Below are 20,349 nucleotides of genomic sequence, written 5' to 3' on the forward strand. Positions count from 1 at the left end.
CCAACGAGGATCCACCGATGCGCCTTGGCGTTTGCTATTACCCGGAGCACTGGCCCGAAGCCATGTGGAAAGACGATGCCGCGCGCATGAAGGCGCTCGGCATCGAGCAGGTACGAATCGCGGAATTCGCGTGGAGCCGGATCGAGCCGTCGCCCGGCGAATTCGACTGGGGCTGGCTCGACCGCGCGATCGACACGCTCGGCGCGGCGGGCCTGCAGGTGGTGATGTGCACGCCCACCGCGACGCCGCCGAAATGGCTGATCGACCGCCATCCCGAGATCCTGCCGGTGGGCGCGGACGGCCGGCGGCGCGCGTTTGGCTCGCGGCGTCATTACGATTTCTCGTCGCCCGATTACTTCGAGGCGTCGCGGCGGATTTGCGAGGCGGTGGCGCAGCGCTACGGGCAGCATCCGGCCGTCGCCTACTGGCAGACCGACAACGAATACGGCTGCCACAACACCGTGCTCAGTTATTCGCCGGCCGCGGTGGCGCGCTTCCGGCTCTGGCTGCGCGAGCGTTACGGCAGCGTCGATGCGCTGAACCAGGCCTGGGGCACGGTGTTCTGGAGCATGGAATATCGCAGCTTCGACGAGATCGACGCGCCCGTCGGCACGGTGACCGAGGCGCAGCCGTCGCACCGGCTCGACTACCGCCGCTTCGCTTCCGACGAAGTGCGCCGCTACAACCGCATGCAGGTGGACATCATTCGCGCGCACTCGCCGCAGCGGCCGGTGGCGCACAACTTCATGCAGTTGTTCACGGAGTTCGACCACTATCCGGTGGCCGCCGATCTCGACGTGGCGAGCTGGGACAGTTACCCGCTCGGCGCGCTGGAGGAGCAGTGGTACGCGCCCGAGGTCAAGGCGCGCTACCTGCGCACCGGGCATCCCGATTTCGCGTCGTTCAATCACGACTTGTATCGCGGCATGTCGAAGCTGCCGTTCTGGGTGATGGAGCAGCAGCCGGGGCCGGTCAACTGGGCGCAATGGAACCCCGCGCCGCTGCCCGGCATGGTGCGGCTCTGGAGCTGGGAGGCGTTCGCGCACGGCGCGGGCTGCGTGTCCTATTTCCGCTGGCGGCAGGCGCCGTTCGCGCAGGAGCAGATGCACGCGGGGCTGAACACGCCCGACAACCGGCTCGACGTGGGCGGCGGCGAGGCCGCGCAGGTGGCCGACGAGTTGCGCGCGCTGCTGGCCGAACACGGCGGCGACGCCACGGCGGCGGTGCCGGCGCGCGTCGCGCTGCTGTTCGACTACCCGGCCAAATGGCTGTTCGAGATCCACCCGCAGGGCGCCGATTTCCACTATCCGCGTTTCGCCGTGGAGTATTACTCGGCGCTGCGCTCGCTCGGCTTCGATGTGGACGTGGTGCCGGTCGACGCGCCGCTCGACGGCTATTCGATGATCGTCGTGCCGCCGCTGCCGATCTTGCCCGACGCGCTGGCGCAGCGGCTCGCGGCCAGTGGCGCGCAGGTGGTGCTCGGGCCGCGCACCGGCTCCAAGACGCCGAGCCTGCAGATCCCCGCCAACCTGCCGCCCGGCGCGCTTGCCGCCGGCCCGCTGCCGATCCGCGTGTGGCGCGTCGAATCGCTGCGGCCGAACGTCGAAGAGCCGGTGCGGATCGCAGCGGCCGATGGCGACGCGGCGTTCGACGGCCGCGCGCGTCACTGGCGCGACCTGCTTGAAGCAGGCGACGCTGCCACCGAAACCCGCGCGCAGTTCGGCGACGGCCATCCGGCCTACGTGCGGCACGGCGCGTTCCATTACCTGGCGAGCCTGTTCGACGACGCCACCACCGCGCGGCTGTTCGCGCGCATCGCACGCGAAGCGGGCCTCGCGCCGGTGGCGCTCGGCGACGCGGTGCGCGTGAGCCGGCGCGGCGCGCTGACCTGGGTCTTCAACTACGGCCCGGCCGTGCACGAACTCGACGCCGCAGTGCCCGACGCGGCGATTCTGATCGGCACGCGGCGCATCGAGGCGGCCGGCGTGGCCGTCTACCGTTCGCTCGACGCCGCCCCGGCCCGATGATCTTTCGCAGCGCCAACAACAACCGAAACAGGAGACAACCGATGAAAACCCAGCTTCGCTTGCGTACTACCGTCGCGGCGCTCGCCGTGGCGGCCCTGGCCGGCGCCTGGACGGCGAGCGCCGCAGCCGGCACGCTGACGATCAACATCGCGTTCAAGGGCGCGAGCCAGCGCACCGTGTGGACGCAGGTGATCGAGCAGTTCCGCAAGACGCATCCCGGCACCGAGGTGAAGACCGCGTTCGTCGACGAGGAAGCCTACAAGGCGCAGTTGCCGAACTGGCTGATGACCGCGCCGCCCGACATCGTCACCTGGCACGACGGCGAGCGCATGGCCTATTACGCCAAGCGCGGCCTGTTCGAGGATCTGTCGGCCGACTGGCAGGCCAATCATTGGGACGGCATGTATGCGTCCACCAAGGAGGCCTCGTCGTACAACGGCAAGCCGTACGCGGCGCCCACCGTGTATTACGCGTGGGGCATGTTCTATCGCAAGAACCTGTTCAAGAAGGTCGGGATTGCGAACGAACCGGCCACCTGGGCGGAATTCCTCGACGATTGCAAGAAGCTCAAGGCGGCCGGCATCACGCCGATCGCCGTGGCCGGGCGCGACGCGTGGACGCTGGCCGGCTGGTTCGACTATCTCGACCTGCGCCTGAACGGCAACGCGTTCCACCAGCAACTGATGGCGGGCACCATCCCCTACACCGACGCGCGCGTGAAGAAGGTTTACACGGCGTGGCGGCAACTGATCGACGCGGGCTACTTCATCGACAACGCGCTGTCCTACGATCTCGACGCCGCGCAGCCGTTCCTGTTCCAGGACAAGGCCGCGATGATGCTGATGGGCACCTTCATCACCGGCGGCTTCACGCCGGCGGTGCGCCAGGACATGGGCTTCTTCCGCTTCCCGGTGATCGACCCGAAGGTGCCGACCGCCGAGGATGGCCCGGTCGAATCGCTGCACATTCCGTCGAAGGCGAAGAACAAGGCCGATGCGCACGCGTTCCTCGCGTTCACGCAAACACCCGCGATCAGCGCGCAACTGGCCAAGGGGCTCGGCTCGCTGCCGGCCAACAGCCAGTCGCCGGAGCCGGACGATCCGATCTCGAAGATCGGCTTCCATATCCTGTCGAGCACGACGGGCGGCATCGCGCAGTTCTACGATCGCGACATGACCAAGGAGATGGCCGACGAGGGCATGAAGGGCATGCAGCAGTTCCTCGCCGATCCGTCGAAGATCGACGCGATCCTGGCCCAGCTCGAAGCCACGCGCCAGCGCATCTACAAAAAGTAAGCCGCACCGGCCGGGCGCGCGCCCGGCCGCCCAGGAGGTGATTCGTGACCCGTTCCGTGCTTCATACCCACGCCGACACCCGCGCCCCGGTGCAGGCCGGGCCGCGCAGCGACGGCGCCCGGCCCGAGCGTCCGGCCGCGTCCCACGCGGCGCGGCCTCGTCGCCGCCGTGCGTCGCCCACCGAGCGCCGCCAGCGCCTGACCGCCGCGCTGTTCCTCGCGCCCGCCTGCGTGATGTTCGCGTGCTACGTGGTGTGGCCCGTGCTGTCGACCCTTCGGCTGTCGTTCTTCCAGTGGGACGGCATGAGCGATCCGGCGTTCGTGGGCCTGGCGAACTACGTCGAGCTGCTGCACGCCGACACGTTCTACACGGCGCTCAAAAACAACCTGATCTGGCTCGTGCTGTTCCTGCTCGCGCCGCCGTTCGGGCTGGCCGCCGCGCTATATCTGAACCAGGCCGTGCGCGGCATGCGGCTCGTCAAATCGCTGTTCTTCGCGCCGTTCGTGCTGTCGGGCGTGGTGGTCGGGCTGATCTATTCGTGGTTCTACGATCCGACCTTCGGCCTGCTGCGGCTGATTTTCGGGCACGGCATCCCGGTGCTCGGCGACCCGCGCTACGCCACCTTGGGCGTGATCTTCGCGGCGCTGTGGCCGCAATCGGCCTACTGCATGATCCTTTACCTGACCGGGCTGACCACCCTGAGCAGCGAGCAGATCGAGGCGGCGCGCATGGAAGGCGCGAAGGGCTGGACGCTGCTGTGGCACGTGATCCTGCCGCAACTGCGGCCCACCACCTTCATGGCGATCGTGGTGACCGTGATCGGCGCGCTGCGCAGCTTCGACCTGATCTCGGTGATGACCTCGGGCGGCCCGTTCGACAGCTCCACCGTGCTGGCCTATTACATGTACGACCAGGCGATCAAGTATTTCCGTTTCGGCTATGCCTCCGCCATCGCCGTGGTGCTGTTCGCGATCATGCTGCTCTACATCGTCTATCACCTGCGCCATCTGCTGCGCAGCGAACACTGACCGTTTCCGGGAGACGCCCATGTATCCGTTGCCGATCGACCGCTGGAAACCGGCCACGCGCCGCCTCTACCGCCTGTCGCTGCCGCTCGCGCTGCTGCTGTGGCTGCTGCCGCTGATCGCGGTGCTGGTGACCTCGGTGCGCTCGTCCGAGGAACTGGCCGCCGGCCATTACTGGGATTGGCCGCACCGCTTCGCGCTGGTCGAGAACTACCGCGAGGCGCTGACCGCCTCGCCGATGCTCCATTACTTCTGGAACAGCATCCTGATCACGCTGCCCTCGGTGGCCGGCGCGATCGTGCTGGCGGCGATGGCCGGCTTCGCGCTGGCGATCTACCGCTTTCCCGGCAACGCGGCGCTGTTCGGCACGTTCGTGGCGGGCAATTTCGTGCCGATCCAGGTGCTGATGATCCCGGTGCGCGACCTGACGCTGAAGCTCGGCCTCTACAACTCGGTGGGCGGGCTGATCCTGTTCCATCTGTCGTTCCAGACCGGCTTCTGCGCGCTGTTCCTGCGCAACTTCATCAAGCAACTGCCGTTCGAGCTGGTCGAGGCGGCGAGAATCGAGGGCGCGAGCGAGTGGACGGTGTTCTTCCGCATCATCCTGCCGCTGATCCGCCCGGCGCTCGCGGCGCTGGCGATCCTGGTGTTCACGTTCGTCTGGAACGATTACTTCTGGGCGCTGTGCCTGACGCAAGGCGACGACGCCGCGCCGATCACGGTGGGCGTGGCCGCGCTGCGCGGTCAATGGACCACCTCGTGGAACCTGGTGTCGGCGGGCTCGGTGCTGGCGGCGCTGCCCTCGGTGGCGATGTTCTTCGCGATGCAGAAGCATTTCGTGGCGGGGCTGACGTTCGGGGCGACCAAGGGCTGACGGGGTGGCGACGGCGGTGCGATACGCAGCGGCTGCGGCACCCGCCGCTGCACTGCCGCAAAAAGCCGATGCCGGTAAGTCCGCGGTAAGTCGTCCGTTTCTACAGTCACGGTGTTTCTTCCACCCTTGGGCGCGATACCGTGACATTTCCTTTCCTTCGTACTGCTTGCCTGCGTGCCGGCGCGATCTGCCTGACCTGGTCCGCCACCGTTTCCCTCGCTTCGGCGCAATCGCTGTCGGCTCCGCCGCAGGACAGCGACGCCGACGGCTTCACGATCCTCGGCAGCGCCACCAACGTCACGCATTGGGGGCTGGGCGCGGGCGTGGGCGTCGAGGCATCGCCGTATCGCGGCGACGGCGCGAAGGTTTCGCCGATCCCGCTGCTCTATTTCGACGACAAATGGGTGCACGTGCTCGGCACCACGCTCGACCTGAAGGTGGGCCAGTGGAGCGGCCTGAGCGTCGCGCTGCGCGCGCGCTTCGGCCTGTTCGACGGCTACAGCGGCTCCGACGCGCCGATCCTGAACGGCATGCAGGACCGCAAGGGCGCGCTCTGGTATGGTCCTGCGCTGGCGTGGCGCAACGCGTTCGGCACGCTGTCGGGCGATTTCCTGCTGGGCGGCAACAAGGGCGAGCAGGCCAAGCTCGAGTTCTCGCGCACGTTCCACGCGGGGCGCTTCTCGATCGAGCCGCACGTGGGCGCGCAATGGCTCGACCATAGCTATACCGATTACTACTACGGCGTGATGCCGTCCGAGGCCCGTGCGTGGCGGCCCGCCTACACGGCCGGCTCGACCTGGCAATATTCGCTCGGGTCGCAGTTCACCTACGCGCTCGATGCGCATCAGCGCGTGCTGCTCGACGTGGGCGTGACGCGGCTGGGCGGCAGCGTGGCCGACAGCCCGCTGGTCGGGCGGCGCTACGTGCCCGAGGCGCGCATCGGTTACCTGTATCAGTTCAAGTGAGTCGTCCGAAATATGTCGAGAGTCGCGATCGTCGAGGATCATGAACGGCTGGCCGGGATGGTGCGCCAGGCGCTGGCCGCCGCCGGGATCGAGGCCGACCTGTTCGGCAGCGTGTCGGAGGCGCGCTACGGCGTGAATCGCGCCGATTACACGGTCGTGATCGTCGATCGCGGGCTGCCCGACGGCGACGGCCTGAGCCTGGTGCGCGACCTGCGCCGGGCCGGCACCATGACGCCGTGCCTGATGCTGACCGCGCGCGACGCGCTGCACGACCGCGTGGAAGGCCTGGAAAGCGGCGCCGACGATTATCTGACCAAGCCGTTCGCGATGAGCGAACTGGTGGCGCGGGTGCGCTCGCTGATGCGTCGCCCGGCGGTGCTGGCCGACCTGACCGCCGGGTTCGGCGACCTGGGCGTCGATCCGCAGCAGCAGACGATGCGCTGCGGCGAGCGCGCCGTGCAGCTCGGGCCGGCCGAGTTGCAGGTGATGCTGTGCCTGATGCGCGCGGGCGGTCGCACGGTGCGGCACGCCACGCTCGAACATGCGGCGTGGGGGCTGGGCGAGAGCGTCACGCCGAATGCGCTGGAGGTCACGCTGCACCGGCTGCGCCGGAAGCTGCAGGCGATGGCGTCGCGCACGCGGCTGGAAAACGTGCGCGGCGCGGGCTTCGTGCTGCGCGCCGACGACCCGGACGCACCCGGTTCCGCCGCGCCGGACGACGACGCTGCGGAGGATCGCGCATGAACGCCTCGAATCCGCCCGCCGGCCGCCGGCTGCGCACGCTGTCGGCGCGGCTCTGGCTGACCAACGTGATGGCGCTGGCGTTGAGCCTGGGCGTGCTGGCGAGCCTGGTGCTGTGGGCCTACGACCGCAATCCCCAGCACGTGCTCGGCCGCGCCGAGCAGATGGGTACCGTCAACGACGTCGTGGCCGGGCTGCGCTTCGACGCGACCGGCGCGCCGGTCGGCGTGCAACTGCCCGAACGGCAGGCCTGGCTGTTTCGCATCGCGCCGACCGAGCTGCGCTACCGCGTGCTCGACGTGCATGGCGCGGTCGTGACCGCGTCGGGCACCGGCACGGGCGCGGCCGATCCGGCATGGCTGCCGGGGCCGGTCGGCACGGTGCCCGACGGCTGCCGGCGCATGCTGATCGACGGCCGGCCGTTCATCGTCGCGATGCGGCGCGTGCGGTGCGGCGCGGCCACCTGCTTCGTGCAGGCGGCCACCAGCGTGCAGTTCCTCGACGCGCTCGCGAGCCTCAAGATCAAGCCGATTCCGCGCGTGGTGGCGGTGATCGTCGTGATCGCGACGATCGTGTTCGGCCTGACGCTGCCGTTGACGATCCGCCGCGTGTTGCGGCCGTTGCGCGACGTCTCGGCGGCGGCCGCCGCCATCACCCCGCAGAACCTGCGCGCGCGGCTGCCGGTGGCCGACGTGCCCGGCGAGATCCGCCCGCTGATCGACGGCTTCAACGACGCGTTGGCCCGCCTCGAAGCGGGCTTCACGGCGCAGCAGCACTTCCTCGCGTCGGCCGCGCACGAGTTGCAGACGCCGCTCACGCTGCTGCGCGGCCAGATCGAGTTGCAGCCCGAGATCGCCGACAAGGCGCTGCTGTTTCGCGAGATCGACCTGATGGCGCGCCAGGTGCGACAACTGCTGCATCTCGCGGAAGTGCGCGAGTCGCAAAACTTCAGCTTCGAGCCGGTGAATATCGGCGACGTGTTCCATGACGTGCAGGCCTATCTGACGCGCAAGGCCGACGCGAAGCGGGTTACGCTCCGCATCGACGAGCATGGCGCGGGCGTGTCGATCCGCGCCGACCGCAGCGCGCTGTTCATCCTGCTCAAGAACCTGGTCGAGAACGCGATCAACGTCTCGCCCGACGGCGCGATCGTGCTGATCCGCTGCGCCGACGACGGCCTGCATGTGATCGACGAAGGGCCGGGCATCGACGACGCGCATCTGCCGAAGCTGTTCGAGCGCTACTGGCGCGCGCCCGGCGCTGGTTACGAGGGCGCGGGGCTGGGCCTGGCGATCTGCCAGGAGATCGCGCTCGCCCACGGCTGGACGGTCGGGGTGCGCAGCTCGCCGGTGGGCACGCGGTTCTCGGTGGCGCTTCAGCCGGGGCGGCCGGTGGTGGGGCGGGATGCCAGTCGCGAATCGGGCTTCGATTCGGGCCGCGACGCGTTCGATGCCGCCCGCGCCGACGCGACACACGGTGCCACGCCGGGCGCGATCCTATCCTGATTGGGTTCCGACAAAACGCCGCACCCCTTGACGGCCGCCGCGCCCACGGCACTTTCAGACATATTTCCGAGCCGCTTCGGAATCGGCCAGCGCCGAATTTCAGATGCGGCTGATTGTGTGCGCTCGGGCCGCACGCAGACAATGGCGTTCATCGAGATGCCCTGCCTGCAGGGCGCTTCGATTTCTCTCACCCGGGATCCACACCGCGTATGCACGCCCCGCTCGGGGCTCCGTGGTCACGCATGCCGCGGGATGAAGCGGTACGAGCGGGTCGACAGCGATGAGTGTCTTGCGGCGGCCGGTGGGCGCGGTCGCACGGCTGTTCCCCGTGAAGTTGATTGTCGGAATCACGCTGCCATATGCGAACGCAGGGCACTCATCGCTGTCCGCCCGCCGTCCGATCCCCCATCAAGGACACGCTCATGAACACCCGCACCCTCGCTTCGGCGGCGCTCGCCTGCGCGGCCGCCGTTTCTATCCCGTCCACCGCTTTCGCTACCACGGCGCCCGCTCCCATGCCCCTGTCACCTACCGTCAACCACACGCCGACCACCCGTTCCGCGCCCGCGCGGCTGCCGTCGAATGTCGCCGCGATCGTCAACCATGTGCCGATTCCGCAGCACCGCCTCGACGAGGCCGTCAAAGCCAGCGGCCAGGCCGATACGCCGGTGCTGCGCGAGCGTCTCAAGCGCCAGATGGTGGTCGGCCAGCTCGTCGAGCAGGCCGCCGAGCACGACGGCTACGACACGCGGCCGGAAGTGCTGGCCGTGGCGGCCCGCGCGCGTTCGCAGGCCGCCGTCGATCTCTATTTGAGGGAGCATGCGCGGCCCGAGCAGGTCACGGCCGAGCAGGTGATGGCCAGCTACCAACAACTGGTGGCCAGCGCCGGGCAGTTCGAATATCACCCGCTCGTGATCGCCGTGGGCGACGCCGCCACGGTGCAGGCCGCGCAAGCGGAACTGCGCGGCGGCGCCGATTTCATGGCGGTGGCGCAGAAGTACAACACCGCCGCGAACGGCGGCGTGACCACGCCGCTGTGGCTGAAGACGCCGCTCGTCGACGGCCACACCGGCGGCTTGCCGCTCGCGCTGGCGCAGCAGATCGTCTCGATGGACAGCGGTGCCGTCAGTGCGCCGATCTCGCTCGGTGGCGCCTATGTGATCGTCCGCCTCGACGACAAGCAGCCGACCGTGGTGCCGACCTTCGAGCAGGCCGCCCCGGTGCTGCGCCGCAACCTCGAAGTGGCCGCGCAGACGCACGCTTCGAGCGCGTTGATCGAGCGGCTGACCGGGCAGGCCACGATCGAGCAGTAAGCCCCCGCGCGCGGCGCGTTCTGCGCCGCGCCATTCGAATCGTTCCTGTCGGCACGCGTCAAACTGGCAATACCGCCGCTTCGGCGGCCAGTGCGGCCCGCACCGCGTCGCGCTCGCCGACGCGCGCCATGAAGCGCGCAAGCGCCGGCCATCGTGCGATGTCGATCGAGAACGCCGGCAGCCACGTCAGCACCGTGTACAGGTAGGCGTCGGCGACGCCGAAGGTTTCCATCAGGTAATCCCGTTCCGCCAGCGTGGCGGCCAGCAGATCGAGGCGCTTGAACAAGCGCGCCTCGATCTGCGTTGTCATGCGCTCGGGCAGTTCGCGGTCGAACAGCGGGCTGCAACCGGCGTGGATTTCGGTGCTGATGAAGTTCAGCGTTTCCTGGAGCCGCACGCGCGCCCAACTGCCGTTCGGCGGTGCGAGTCCGGCCTCGGGCTTCAGGTCGGCCAGATACTGGACGATCGCCGGGCCTTCGGTCAGCACCTCGCCGTTGTCGAGCGTCAGCGCGGCCACATAGCCCTTCGGATTCACGTCGAGAAAGCTGCCGCCTTCGGCGGTACGCTTGCTGCGGTTGTCGACGCGGACGAGTTCGAACGGCAAGCCCAGTTCCCGCAACACGATGTGCGGCGACAGCGAGCAGGCGTGCGGAGCGAAGTAGAGTTTCATGGCGCGGCATCCTTGATTTGACGAGTAATCGGCGTGCATCCGGTGCGCAGGATCGCAACGATTCGACGGCCCGGCAAACGACATCTCGCGTGCTAGGATATGAAAAATTCTCATGCCGGCCCGCCCGGTGCCGCTTTCTTCCCTCTCCCTCCGCACGCACGTCATGGCAGGCAAGCTTCCTTCGCTGAACGGCCTGAAGGCCTTCGAATGCGCGGCGCGCCATATGAGTTTCACGCGGGCCGCCGCCGAACTGAACGTCACGCAAACGGCCGTCAGCCACCAGATCAGACGTCTCGAAGATGAACTCGGCGTGCGGCTGTTTCTGCGCCTCAAGGAGCGGCTCGAACTGACCGTGCCGGGGCAGGCCTACCTGCAAGGCGTGAGCCTCGCGTTCGCGCAACTGCGCTTCTCGACCGATCAACTGCGCGCCGGCACCGATGCACCCACGCTGACGCTGTCCACGCTCGCGAGCTTCGCCTCGAAGTGGCTGCTGCCGCGCCTCGGTGCGTTTCGCGCGGCGCATCCGGGAATCGATCTTCGCGTCGGCGCGTCGACCGATCTCGTCGATTTCGCGGCGGGCGGTGCGGACGCGGCGATTCGCTACGGCAGCGGTGACTGGCCGGGCCTGCGCTGCGACCGCCTGATGGACGACGAGATTTTCCCGGTGTGCAGCCCGGCGTTGCTGGCCGGTCGCGATCCGCTCACCGAGCCGGGCCGGCTTGCGCGGCACACGCTGTTGCAGGTGGGCGGCATGACGCACGACGATTGGCCCGTCTGGCTCGCGGCGGCGGGCTTGCCGACCGATCTCGCGGGGCGCTCGTGCGAGCGGCTCGATTTCGATCTCGCGCTGCTGGCCGTGCAGGCGGCCGTGGATGGCCTCGGCGTCTGCATCGGGCGGCGTGCTTATGTGGAAGACGATCTGAGGGCGGGGCGCCTGGTCGCGCCGTTCGAGACGCGCGTGGCGACCGGGCGCGGTTTTTATCTCGTGTCGCCGCCCGAGCGGGCCGACAGCCGCGCGGTGGCGGCGTTGCGTGAATGGCTGATCGACGTGGCGGCGGCGTGACCCGCTAAACCGGCCACACCCCCGAACTGCCGCGCCGGTGGCTCTCGACCAGATGCGTATCGACGATGCCGATCGCCTCCATCAACGCGAACATCGTGGTTGGGCCGACGAAGCGGAAGCCGAGCTTGCGCAACTGCTTGCTCAACGCGGTGGATTGCTCGGAGACGGTCGGCACCTCGGCCATGGTGCGCGGCGTGGGCGTGAGCTCCGGCTTGAACGACCAGACCAGCTTCGCGAGGCCGCCCTGGTCGCGCAGCGCGAGCGTGGCGGCGGCGTTGCCGATGGTGGCGAGGATCTTGGCGCGATTGCGGATGATGCCGGCGTCGGCCATCAGGCGTTCGACGTCGGCATCGGTGAAGCGCGCGACGCGCTCGGGATCGAACCGCGCGAACGCCGCGCGGAACGCCTCGCGCTTGCGCAGGATGATCGCCCACGACAGGCCCGACTGAAACCCTTCCAGGCTGATCCGCTCGAACAACCCCTGTTCGTCGCGCACGGGCATGCCCCATTCGGTGTCGTAGTAGGCGCGCAGCATCGGGTCGCCGACGGCCCAGGGCGGGCGCATCAGGCCATCTTCGCAGCGCACGGCATCGGTGGGTTTGTCCTTGCCGGGGCGGCCGGCGGGGGCGGTGGCGCGTTTCGCATCCATGGCGGGGAGGGGCGGGCATTGATCGAAGCGGCCAAGCCTAGCATGGCCTTCGCCGCTCCGGATTGCGGACTTATGGGTGGATGGATTGACGCTCGGGCAGGAACCAGTTCATCAGCAGCGCGCACAGGCCGCCGGTGGCGACGCCCGAGGCCAGCACGTTGCGCAGTGCTTGCGGCAGGCTGGTCAGGATCTCCGGCACCTGTGCGACGCCGAGCCCGAGCGCGAGCGACACCGCGATGATCAGCAGCGCGCGGCGATCGAGCGCGACGCCGGCCAGGATGTTGATGCCCGAGGCGGCCACCGCGCCGAACATGACCATCGCCGCGCCGCCGAGCACCGGCTCCGGCACGGCCTGCAGCACGCCGGCCACGGACGGGAACAGCCCGAGCACCACCAGCATCGCCGCGATCCAGATGCCCACGTGGCGGCTCGCGATGCCGGTCAACTGGATCACGCCGTTGTTCTGCGCGAACACCGAGCTGGGGAACGTGTTGAACACGCCCGCGATCAGCGAATTGACGCCGTTCACGAGCACGCCGCCCTTGATCCGCTGCATCCACAGCGGCCCTTCCACCGGCTCGCGCGACACCTTGCTGGTGGCCGTCACGTCGCCGATGGCTTCGAGCGAGGTGACCACGTAGATGATCAGCATCGGCACGAACAGCGACCACGAGAAGCCGAGCCCGAAATGCAGCGGCGTTGGGATCTGGAACAGCGCGGCCTCGCGCGCGCCGGTGAAATCGAGGCGGCCCATCGCGGCGGCGGCCAGATAGCCGATCGCCAGCGCGATCACCAGCGCCGTGCTGCGCACCCACGCCACCGGCACGCGGTTCAGCACGACGATGGTGCCGAGCACGAGGCACGACAGCGTCAGGTTCTGCACGCTCGCGAACGTGCCCTTGGCCATCGCGCCGTAGCCGCCGCCCATGCTGATCAGGCCGACCTTGATCAGCGTCAGGCCGATCAGCAGCACCACGATGCCGGTCACGAGCGGCGTGATCAGCCGCTTGATGAACGGCAGGATGCGCGACACCGCCATCTCGACGAACGAGCCGGCGATCACCACGCCGAAGATCGCCGCCATCACCGTTTCGACCGGCGTGCCCTGCTTGACCATCAGGCTGCCGCCCGCGATCAGCGGCCCGACGAAGTTGAAGCTGGTGCCCTGCACGATCAGCAGCCCCGCGCCGAGCGGGCCGAGGCGGCGGCATTGCAGGAACGTCGCGATGCCCGAGATCACCAGCGACATCGATACGATCAGCGTGGTGTCGCGGCTCGGCACGTTCAGCGCCTGGCAGATCAGCAGGCCCGGCGTGACGATCGGCACCAGGATCGCGAGCAGATGCTGAAGCGCGGCGACGAACGCGACGGCCGGCGAGGGGCGATCGTTCGGGCCGTAGACGAGATCGTGGGCAGGGGCAGGGGCGGGGGCGTTTGCGCCGGAATGTGCGGGTTGCATCGCTCGGAAGGCCGCTCGAAAGAAGGAAGGTGCGCGATTTTAACGGTTCCGGCGCGGGCGATCGATCACCCGCGCCGCCGCGCCGTGTCTTCCCCGATAGGGCGTCAATCCTCGTCGCGGTGGCCCGGCTTCAGGTGGTCGGGCACCACCAGCAGCAGCGCCTGCATGTCGACGCCTTGCAGCGGGCCGCCCGGCTTCATCATGTCCAACGCCTTGCCGACCGTGTCGGTGATGAACGCGCCTTCCTCCGGCGGCAGCTTGCCGGCTTCCTGCATCAGCTCGTGCACCAGCGGCTGCCAGTGGCTCGGCGGGGTGTTCGCCATCATGTCGGGCATCCAGCCGGCCATCGTGTCGAGCACGATGGCCGTTTCGTGCGGCGTGCGCATGTCGGGCGGCACGTGCGCGAGATGGTTCATCACGGCGCGCATGTTGGCGGCGGCATCCTGGCCGGCGCCGGGCGAGTCGGCGAATTCCGGGTGGAACGCGTTCAGGGCCAGGCCGTTCAGCACCTGCATGCGGTCTTGCGGCGGCAGCAGGTGGACCTGATCGCTGATCGCGCGGAACGCCGACTGGTGCGCGCCGCGCGAATCGACCTTGTTCAGCATCTTGGCCAGATCGCCGAGCAGCACCGCGCGCTGGGCCAGCGGCGTGACGTGCTGCGCGGCCGCGATCGCGCCGTGCACGTCGCGCGCCTTGAGCGTGTTGGGGGGCATCGATGCGATCGTCTTGCAGAGCGTCTGCACGGCTTGCTCGGCCACGGCGGCCCGTTGCGCCGGGGGCAGGTCGGGCAGGCTCACGTGGCCCGCGTTGGCCTCGCTGATCGGGCGGCTGCCCATCAGTTGCAGCAGGTCGTCGATGTGGGCGGCCGGGTCCGGCGCGTAATTGCTCATCACGTTGAGCTGGCCCGCCCACAGGTGGGCGTTCTGCACCGGGTCTTGCGGCAGCGCCGTGTAGGCCGGCGGCGCGGCGTCGGCGGTTGCCAGATCCTCCTGGAGCAGCGCGGCGAGATCGTTGTCGGGGCGCGGTTGAGCGGCCGCGGGTGGCGCGCCTTGCGGACGCGTGGCGTGGGGAATCGGTGGCGGTGTGCCTTGCGGACGCGTGGCGTGCGGAATCGGCGGCGGCGCGCTTTGCGGGCGCGTGGCGTGCGGGATGGGCGGCGGTGCGCCTTGCGGGCGCGTGGCGTTAGGAATCGGCGGCGGTGCGCCTTGCGGACGCGTGGCGTGCGGGATGGGCGGCGGTGCGCCTTGCGGGCGCGTGGCGTTAGGAATCGGCGGCGGTGCGCCTTGCGGACGCGTGGCGTTGGGAATGGGCGGCGGCGTGCCCGACGGACGCGGACGTGCGGGAAGAGGGGGCGGTGTGCCGGGCGGACGCGATGAGGCCGATGGCGGGCGCGGCGGCACGGCCGGTGCGGCCGATTGCGATGCCGTGGGGCTCGCCGACGCGGTGGCGGCGGCCGATTCCGGGCGCTGCTGCATGGCGGGTGCCGAATCCTGCGAATCCGGCTTGGATTCGGCCTCCTGCCTGGGCGGCGTCGGCGTGGCGGTCGTTTTGTCTTCCGCGCCCGCCTTGCCTTCCGAACCCGCCAGCAGCGCGGCCATGTTCGCTGGCATCGACAGTTGCGCGTGGTCGCCCGATGACGACGCTTCCTCACGCCCCTCGCTGCCCGCCTTCGCCTGCCCCGCGCCGGACGTCTTGGCACGCTGGGGCCGCCGCACCGCGCCGAGCCGTTGCAGCGTGACCGAACCGGATGCCTGCTGGCTTGCCGCGCCGGTGGGCGCTGGCGTCGGCGCGCCGGCATGCCCGTTGCCCGGGCTGGTCGTCGGCGTGGACGTCCGGTCGATTCTGGACGAATTGTTCAGCGAGTTGAGGGGCATCGGGCGTGATTCCGGTAAAGAGCCGGGTGGCGCGGTCTCGCCCGGCCGATGCGTTCGATGCAATCGAGGCGGGGCGCGGCAGTCCGGCGTCTTGCGGCGAGACAGGTTCGGTGACTTAACACGTTTAACCCGGCCGCGCGCCTCGCGCCGGGCGAAAGCCGAACCCCGATCGCGAAACCCGAAGTTTCCCGGCAGCCAGGCTCGACCCGCCAACCCGCCAGATCGCGCCCCCGAAACCCCTCAGGCCACCCCGGTCGTCATCGGCAGCGCCTTCACCCCACGCAGCGTGTTGCGATGACGCCATTCGAGCGCGTCGAGGTTCACCGGCTGCAAGTTCGGGAAGCGCGCGAGCAGCGCGCCGATCGCGATCTCCATTTCCATCTGCGCGAGCCGCGCACCGAGGCAGTAATGGATGCCGCCCGCGAACACCGGCGCGGCCTTCGCATTCGCGCGCCGGATATCGAAACGGTCCGGCTCGGGGAACACGGCCGGATCGCGGTTGGCCGAACCGATCAGCATGAACACCATCGTGCCGCGCGGCAGGATCTGGCCGGCCACCTCGATATCGTCGAAACTGGCGCGCACCGTCAGTTGCACCGAGCTGTCGTAGCGCAGGCATTCGGCGATCGTCGACGGCAGCAGCGCCGGGTCGCCGCGCAGCTCGGCCAGGCTGTCGGGGTGGCGGAACAGCGCGATCATCGCGTTGCCGAGCGCGTTCGAGGTGGTTTCGTGGCCGGCGATGAACAGCAGCATGACGTTGGCGATCACTTCCTTTTCGACGAAGGTCTCGCCTTCGTCCTCCACGCTCAACAGCGCCGAGATCAGATCGTCGCCGGGCTGGCCGCGCCGCGCCGCGATCACGCCCTCGAAATAGCGTTCGAGCGCGAGCGCGCCTTCGTTGGCCTCGTTCAGCATGACCGCATCGAGCGGCGCCAGCTCGAACGCGGCGGCCATGCAACTGGCCGCGTGGCCGAGCCGCGTGCCGTCGTCGAACGGGATGTCGAGCAGGCGGCAGATGATGTTCAGCGGCAGCGGCTGCGCGTATTCGGCCACGAAGTCGAACGCGGGCTTGGCGGCGATCGCGTCGAGCAGCTCGTGCGTCGAGACCTCGACGATCTCGCGCAGGCTTTCGACCTGCCGCGCGTTGAACGCCTTCATCAGCAGCGTGCGCAGGCGCGTGTGGGTCGGCGGATTCATCATCAGGAACATCCGGCTCAACATCTGGAACACCGGCATGTCGACCTTGTCGTCGCCGTAGCGCACGCGCACGCTCTCCAGATAGGTGCGCCCGGCGCGGCGCTCGCGCAGCAGCGTGTCGATCACGGCGTAGTCGCCGGTCACGCGCGCGTTCGGCGCGATTTCGATCAGGGGGCCCTTGGCGCGCAACTGTGCGTAGAGCGGATACGGATCGGCGAAGAACGCCGGCGACGAAAACATCGAGAAATTCATGGAATGGCCAGGCGCGGAGGGGGACGGTGACTTCTATAACACCAAGCCGGGCCGATTTATTCCATCGTCGCTTCAATTTTCGTTTGGCAGGCCGGCGCTTCGCATGACGTGCGCATCCCGCATCCCGCATCGCGGAACCGCGCCACGCACCCCGCCATTTCCGCCGTGCCCGGCGACATCCCGGCTTGTAAAAACCGCCCGCACGGATTCCGCCGCGAATCCGGAGCGGCGCAGCATGCGGCGCAAACCCTTGCCGGACAAGGCTCGCGGGCTGTCGCCCGGGCGGGCCTGCGATTTGCTGCGCAGCCCCCATGCCGCCTCGCGCACGACCGTGCGGGGCGATCCTGCCCTGGAGTGCCGTGCGATGTCCGAAGTCATCCTGTTTCCGTTGCCGCCCGATCCGGCCGCTGCCGCGCGCCGCCTGCTGGCGCGGCTGGCCGCCCTCGTCGTGCCGCGCACCACGAACCGCGACGACGAGGCCGACGGCCGCCCGGCCCCGCCCGGCGGCGCGCGCGCTCACGATGCGAACGACGGCCCCGGGCGCGACGCCGAGGCGCCCGACGGGGACGGAGGCGGCCGCCGCGACGGGCCGCGCGACGGCGACGACCGCCGCCACACCGGCGGCGATGGCGATGGAAATGGCGGCGGAAATGGCGACGGCGGCCGCGACCGCAACGGCGGCAAAGCACGCGACGGCGACGGAAAAGGCAACGACGGCAACGGCGACGGCGACGAAAACGACGACGCCCCCAAACGCAAACGCCCCGGCAAGAAGCCGCTGATCATTCTCGCGATCGTGGTGGTGCTGCTCGCGATCGGCGCGCTGATCTGGTGGTTCCTGACGCGCAACGAGGTCAGCACCGACGACGCCTACACCGACGGCAACGCGATCACGATCGCGCCGCATGTGTCCGGCTACGTGACGCGTCTGAACGTCGACGACAACCGCTTCGTGCACCGCGGCGACGTGCTGGTGCAGATCGATCCGCGCGATTACCGCGCCCAGCTCGAATCGGCCGACGCGCAACTGGGGCTGGCGAAGGCGCAACTCGATTCGGCGCGCGTGCAGCTCGACATCGCGCGCGTGCAGTACCCGGCGCAGTACGCCCAGGCGCGCGCGCAGATCGAATCGGCCGATGCGGCCTACAAGCAGGCGCAGGCCGCGCAGCAGCGCCAGCACGCGGTGGACGCCCGCGCCACCTCGAAGCAGCAGGTGGACGCGGCCGACGCGCAACGCGCCAGCGCCGATGCGAACGTGGCGATGGCCCGCGCGCAGGCCCGCACCGCCGCGCTGGTGCCGCAGCAGTTGCGCCAGGTGGAGAGCACCATCGAGGAGCGCCGCCAGCAAGTGCTGCAAGCACAGGCGCAGCGCGATCAGGCCGAGCTGAACCTGTCCTATTGCGAGATCCGTGCGCCGTCCGACGGCTGGGTCACGCGCCGCAACGTGCAGCTCGGCGCGTTCCTGCAAACGGGGGCGTCGCTGTTCTCGCTGGTCACGCCGCGCGTGTGGATCACGGCGAACTTCAAGGAATCGCAGCTCGAACGGATGCGCATCGGCGACAAGGTGGACGTGTCGATCGATGCCTATCCGAGCCTCGACCTGCACGGCCACGTGGACAGCATCCAGCTCGGCAGCGGCTCGCGCTTCTCGGCGTTCCCGGCCGAGAACGCCACCGGCAACTTCGTGAAGATCGTGCAGCGCGTGCCGGTGAAGATCGTGCTCGACGGCACGCCGCCGAACAATCCGCCGCTCGGCCTCGGCCTGTCGGTGACGCCGACCGTGCATCTGCCGTGAGCGCCGCCATGCCGCTGTCTTCCCTGCCGTTTCTGCCATTGCGTCGCGAGGATTGCCGATGAGCACCGCCCACCCCGCCGCCAGCGAGCGCGCCTGGCGGCCCGCCGCGAACCCCTGGCTGATCGCGATCGCCGTCACGCTGGCGGCGTTCATGGAGGTGCTCGACACCACCATCGTCAACGTCGCGCTGCCGCACATCGCGGGCACCATGTCGGCCAGCTACGACGAGGCCACCTGGACGCTGACGTCCTATCTCGTCGCGAACGGCATCGTGCTGCCGATTTCCGGCTTCCTGGGCCGGCTGCTCGGGCGCAAGCGCTACTTCGTGATCTGCATCGCCGCGTTCACGGTGTGCTCTTTCCTGTGCGGGATCGCCACCAACCTCGGCCAGCTGATCGTGTTCCGCATCCTGCAGGGCCTGTTCGGCGGCGGCCTGCAGCCGAACCAGCAATCGATCATCCTCGACACGTTCCCGCCCGAGCAGCGCAACCGCGCGTTCTCGATCTCGGCCATCGCGATCGTGGTCGCGCCGGTGCTCGGGCCGACGCTCGGCGGCTGGATCACCGATACGTTCTCGTGGCGCTGGGTGTTCCTGCTCAACGTGCCGGTGGGAATCCTGACGGTGCTGGCCGTGATGCAACTGGTGGAGGATCCGCCGTGGCGGCGCGACGGCGAGCGCGGCATCCGCATCGACTACATCGGCATCGGCCTGATCGCGATCGGGCTGGGCTGCCTGCAGGTGATGCTCGACCGCGGCGAGGACGAGGACTGGTTCGGCTCGAACTTCATCCGGATCTTCGCGGTGCTGGCGGCGGCGGGGATCACCGGCGCGATCCTCTGGCTGCGCTACGCGAAAAAACCGGTGGTCGATCTCGCCTGCCTGCGCGACCGCAATTTCACGCTCGGCTGCGTCACCATCGCGATGTTCGCGGCCGTGCTGTACGGCAGCGCCGTGATCGTGCCGCAGCTCGCGCAGCAGCAGCTCGGCTATACGGCCACGCTGGCCGGGCTGGTGCTGTCGCCGGGCGCGATCCTGATCACGATGGAGATCCCGATCGTCAGCAAGCTGATGCCGCACGTGCAGACGCGCTACCTGGTGGCCACCGGCTTCGTGCTGCTGGCCGCGTCGCTCGCCTATTCGCGCATCCTGGTGCCCGACATCGACTACCGGCACCTGATGTTGATCCGCTGCGCGCAATCGATGGCGATCGGCTTCCTGTTCGTGCCGATCACCACGCTCGCCTACCTGACGATCCCGCCGCGCCTGAACGACGACGCCTCGGCGCTGTTCACGATGTTCCGCAACGTGGCCGGCTCGATCGGCATTTCGGTGTCCACGGCGATGATTCGCGAGCGTGCGCAGGCGCGCATGGCGCATCTGTCCGAGCACATGTCGCCGTTCTCGCAGAACTTCCAGGACGCCTTGCAGCGCAACGCGCAGCAAATCACCGCGCTGACCGGCGCGCCGCCTTCGGCGGCGTTGCAGACGGCGAACGGGCGGCTCTACGAAACCTTTGTCTCGCAGGCCACGATCCTCGCGTATATCGACGTGTTCGCGATTCTCGCGATCTTCTGCGCGGCCTGCATTCCACTGACATTCCTGTTCACGCCGGCGAAGGCGGCGGGCGGACCGGGAGGACATTGA

17 protein-coding genes are annotated in these 20,349 nt (G+C 69.0%); 11 read left to right on the forward strand and 6 right to left on the reverse strand.

Going from position 1 to position 20,349, the window contains the following annotated elements; translation table 11 throughout:
* Window positions 1-17 precede the first annotated feature (17 nt).
* From AB4850_RS00170 to AB4850_RS00205, 8 genes are all read left to right on the forward strand, one after another.
* Window positions 18-2,027: a beta-galactosidase gene (locus tag AB4850_RS00170; protein ID WP_414440609.1), complete on the forward strand. Its 2,010-nt coding sequence runs from the start codon at window positions 18-20 to the stop codon at window positions 2,025-2,027.
* A 41-nt stretch (window positions 2,028-2,068) separates the two neighbouring features.
* Entirely contained in the window at window positions 2,069-3,322 is a 1,254-nt protein-coding gene (locus AB4850_RS00175; RefSeq protein ID WP_414440610.1) for an ABC transporter substrate-binding protein, read from the forward strand.
* A 56-nt stretch (window positions 3,323-3,378) separates the two neighbouring features.
* Entirely contained in the window at window positions 3,379-4,350 is a 972-nt protein-coding gene (locus tag AB4850_RS00180; protein ID WP_414442040.1) for a carbohydrate ABC transporter permease, read from the forward strand.
* A gap of 19 nt (window positions 4,351-4,369) precedes the next feature.
* Window positions 4,370-5,221 (forward strand): carbohydrate ABC transporter permease, encoded by an 852-nt coding sequence (locus AB4850_RS00185; protein WP_414440611.1) that lies wholly within the window; start codon window positions 4,370-4,372, stop codon window positions 5,219-5,221.
* Between the two features lie 140 nt (window positions 5,222-5,361).
* Complete coding sequence (locus AB4850_RS00190) at window positions 5,362-6,186, forward strand: MipA/OmpV family protein (protein WP_414440612.1); 825 nt, start codon at window positions 5,362-5,364, stop codon at window positions 6,184-6,186.
* A gap of 12 nt (window positions 6,187-6,198) precedes the next feature.
* Window positions 6,199-6,930 carry a response regulator transcription factor gene (locus AB4850_RS00195; RefSeq protein WP_414440613.1) on the forward strand — a complete coding sequence of 244 codons (732 nt, stop codon included), beginning with the start codon at window positions 6,199-6,201 and terminating at the stop codon, window positions 6,928-6,930.
* A complete protein-coding gene (locus tag AB4850_RS00200) occupies window positions 6,927-8,432 on the forward strand; it encodes a sensor histidine kinase (protein WP_414440614.1) in 1,506 nt (501 codons plus the stop codon). Before AB4850_RS00195 ends, AB4850_RS00200 begins: the two co-directional genes overlap by 4 nt.
* Before the next feature lie 422 nt (window positions 8,433-8,854).
* Window positions 8,855-9,745 carry a peptidylprolyl isomerase gene (locus AB4850_RS00205; RefSeq protein ID WP_414440615.1) on the forward strand — a complete coding sequence of 297 codons (891 nt, stop codon included), beginning with the start codon at window positions 8,855-8,857 and terminating at the stop codon, window positions 9,743-9,745.
* A gap of 58 nt (window positions 9,746-9,803) precedes the next feature.
* Here the strand turns inward: AB4850_RS00205 and gstA are convergent, their stop codons facing one another.
* A complete protein-coding gene (gstA, locus tag AB4850_RS00210; protein WP_414440616.1) occupies window positions 9,804-10,415 on the reverse strand; it encodes a glutathione transferase GstA in 612 nt (203 codons plus the stop codon).
* 163 nt (window positions 10,416-10,578) lie between these two features.
* Between gstA and AB4850_RS00215 the strand changes: the two genes are divergently transcribed.
* Window positions 10,579-11,478, forward strand: a complete 900-nt coding sequence (locus tag AB4850_RS00215) for a transcriptional regulator GcvA (RefSeq protein WP_414440617.1) — start codon at window positions 10,579-10,581, stop codon at window positions 11,476-11,478.
* A gap of 4 nt (window positions 11,479-11,482) precedes the next feature.
* Here the strand turns inward: AB4850_RS00215 and AB4850_RS00220 are convergent, their stop codons facing one another.
* The 5 genes from AB4850_RS00220 to AB4850_RS00240 form a co-directional block, all read right to left on the reverse strand.
* The gene (locus AB4850_RS00220; protein WP_414440618.1) at window positions 11,483-12,127 is read right to left on the reverse strand and encodes a DNA-3-methyladenine glycosylase I; all 645 of its coding nucleotides are present in this window, start codon (window positions 12,125-12,127) and stop codon (window positions 11,483-11,485) included.
* Window positions 12,128-12,197: 70 nt separating this feature from the next.
* Complete coding sequence (locus AB4850_RS00225; protein WP_414440619.1) at window positions 12,198-13,586, reverse strand: uracil-xanthine permease family protein; 1,389 nt, start codon at window positions 13,584-13,586, stop codon at window positions 12,198-12,200.
* 104 nt (window positions 13,587-13,690) lie between these two features.
* Complete coding sequence (locus tag AB4850_RS00230; protein WP_414440620.1) at window positions 13,691-15,460, reverse strand: hypothetical protein; 1,770 nt, start codon at window positions 15,458-15,460, stop codon at window positions 13,691-13,693.
* A gap of 240 nt (window positions 15,461-15,700) precedes the next feature.
* The gene (locus AB4850_RS00235; RefSeq protein WP_414440621.1) at window positions 15,701-16,909 is read right to left on the reverse strand and encodes a cytochrome P450; all 1,209 of its coding nucleotides are present in this window, start codon (window positions 16,907-16,909) and stop codon (window positions 15,701-15,703) included.
* A gap of 72 nt (window positions 16,910-16,981) precedes the next feature.
* The gene (locus AB4850_RS00240; RefSeq protein ID WP_414440622.1) at window positions 16,982-17,287 is read right to left on the reverse strand and encodes a hypothetical protein; all 306 of its coding nucleotides are present in this window, start codon (window positions 17,285-17,287) and stop codon (window positions 16,982-16,984) included.
* On the opposite strand from AB4850_RS00240, the gene AB4850_RS00245 reads away from it, so the two are divergent.
* Window positions 17,274-18,704, forward strand: coding sequence for an HlyD family secretion protein (locus tag AB4850_RS00245; protein ID WP_414440623.1), 1,431 nt, complete (start codon window positions 17,274-17,276; stop codon window positions 18,702-18,704). The two genes, AB4850_RS00240 and AB4850_RS00245, sit on opposite strands and share 14 nt — an antisense overlap.
* Before the next feature lie 58 nt (window positions 18,705-18,762).
* Complete coding sequence (locus tag AB4850_RS00250) at window positions 18,763-20,349, forward strand: DHA2 family efflux MFS transporter permease subunit (protein WP_414440624.1); 1,587 nt, start codon at window positions 18,763-18,765, stop codon at window positions 20,347-20,349.

Origin of the sequence: Burkholderia sp. 22PA0106 (assembly GCF_047497155.1) — a bacterium.
Lineage (GTDB): Bacteria > Pseudomonadota > Gammaproteobacteria > Burkholderiales > Burkholderiaceae > Burkholderia.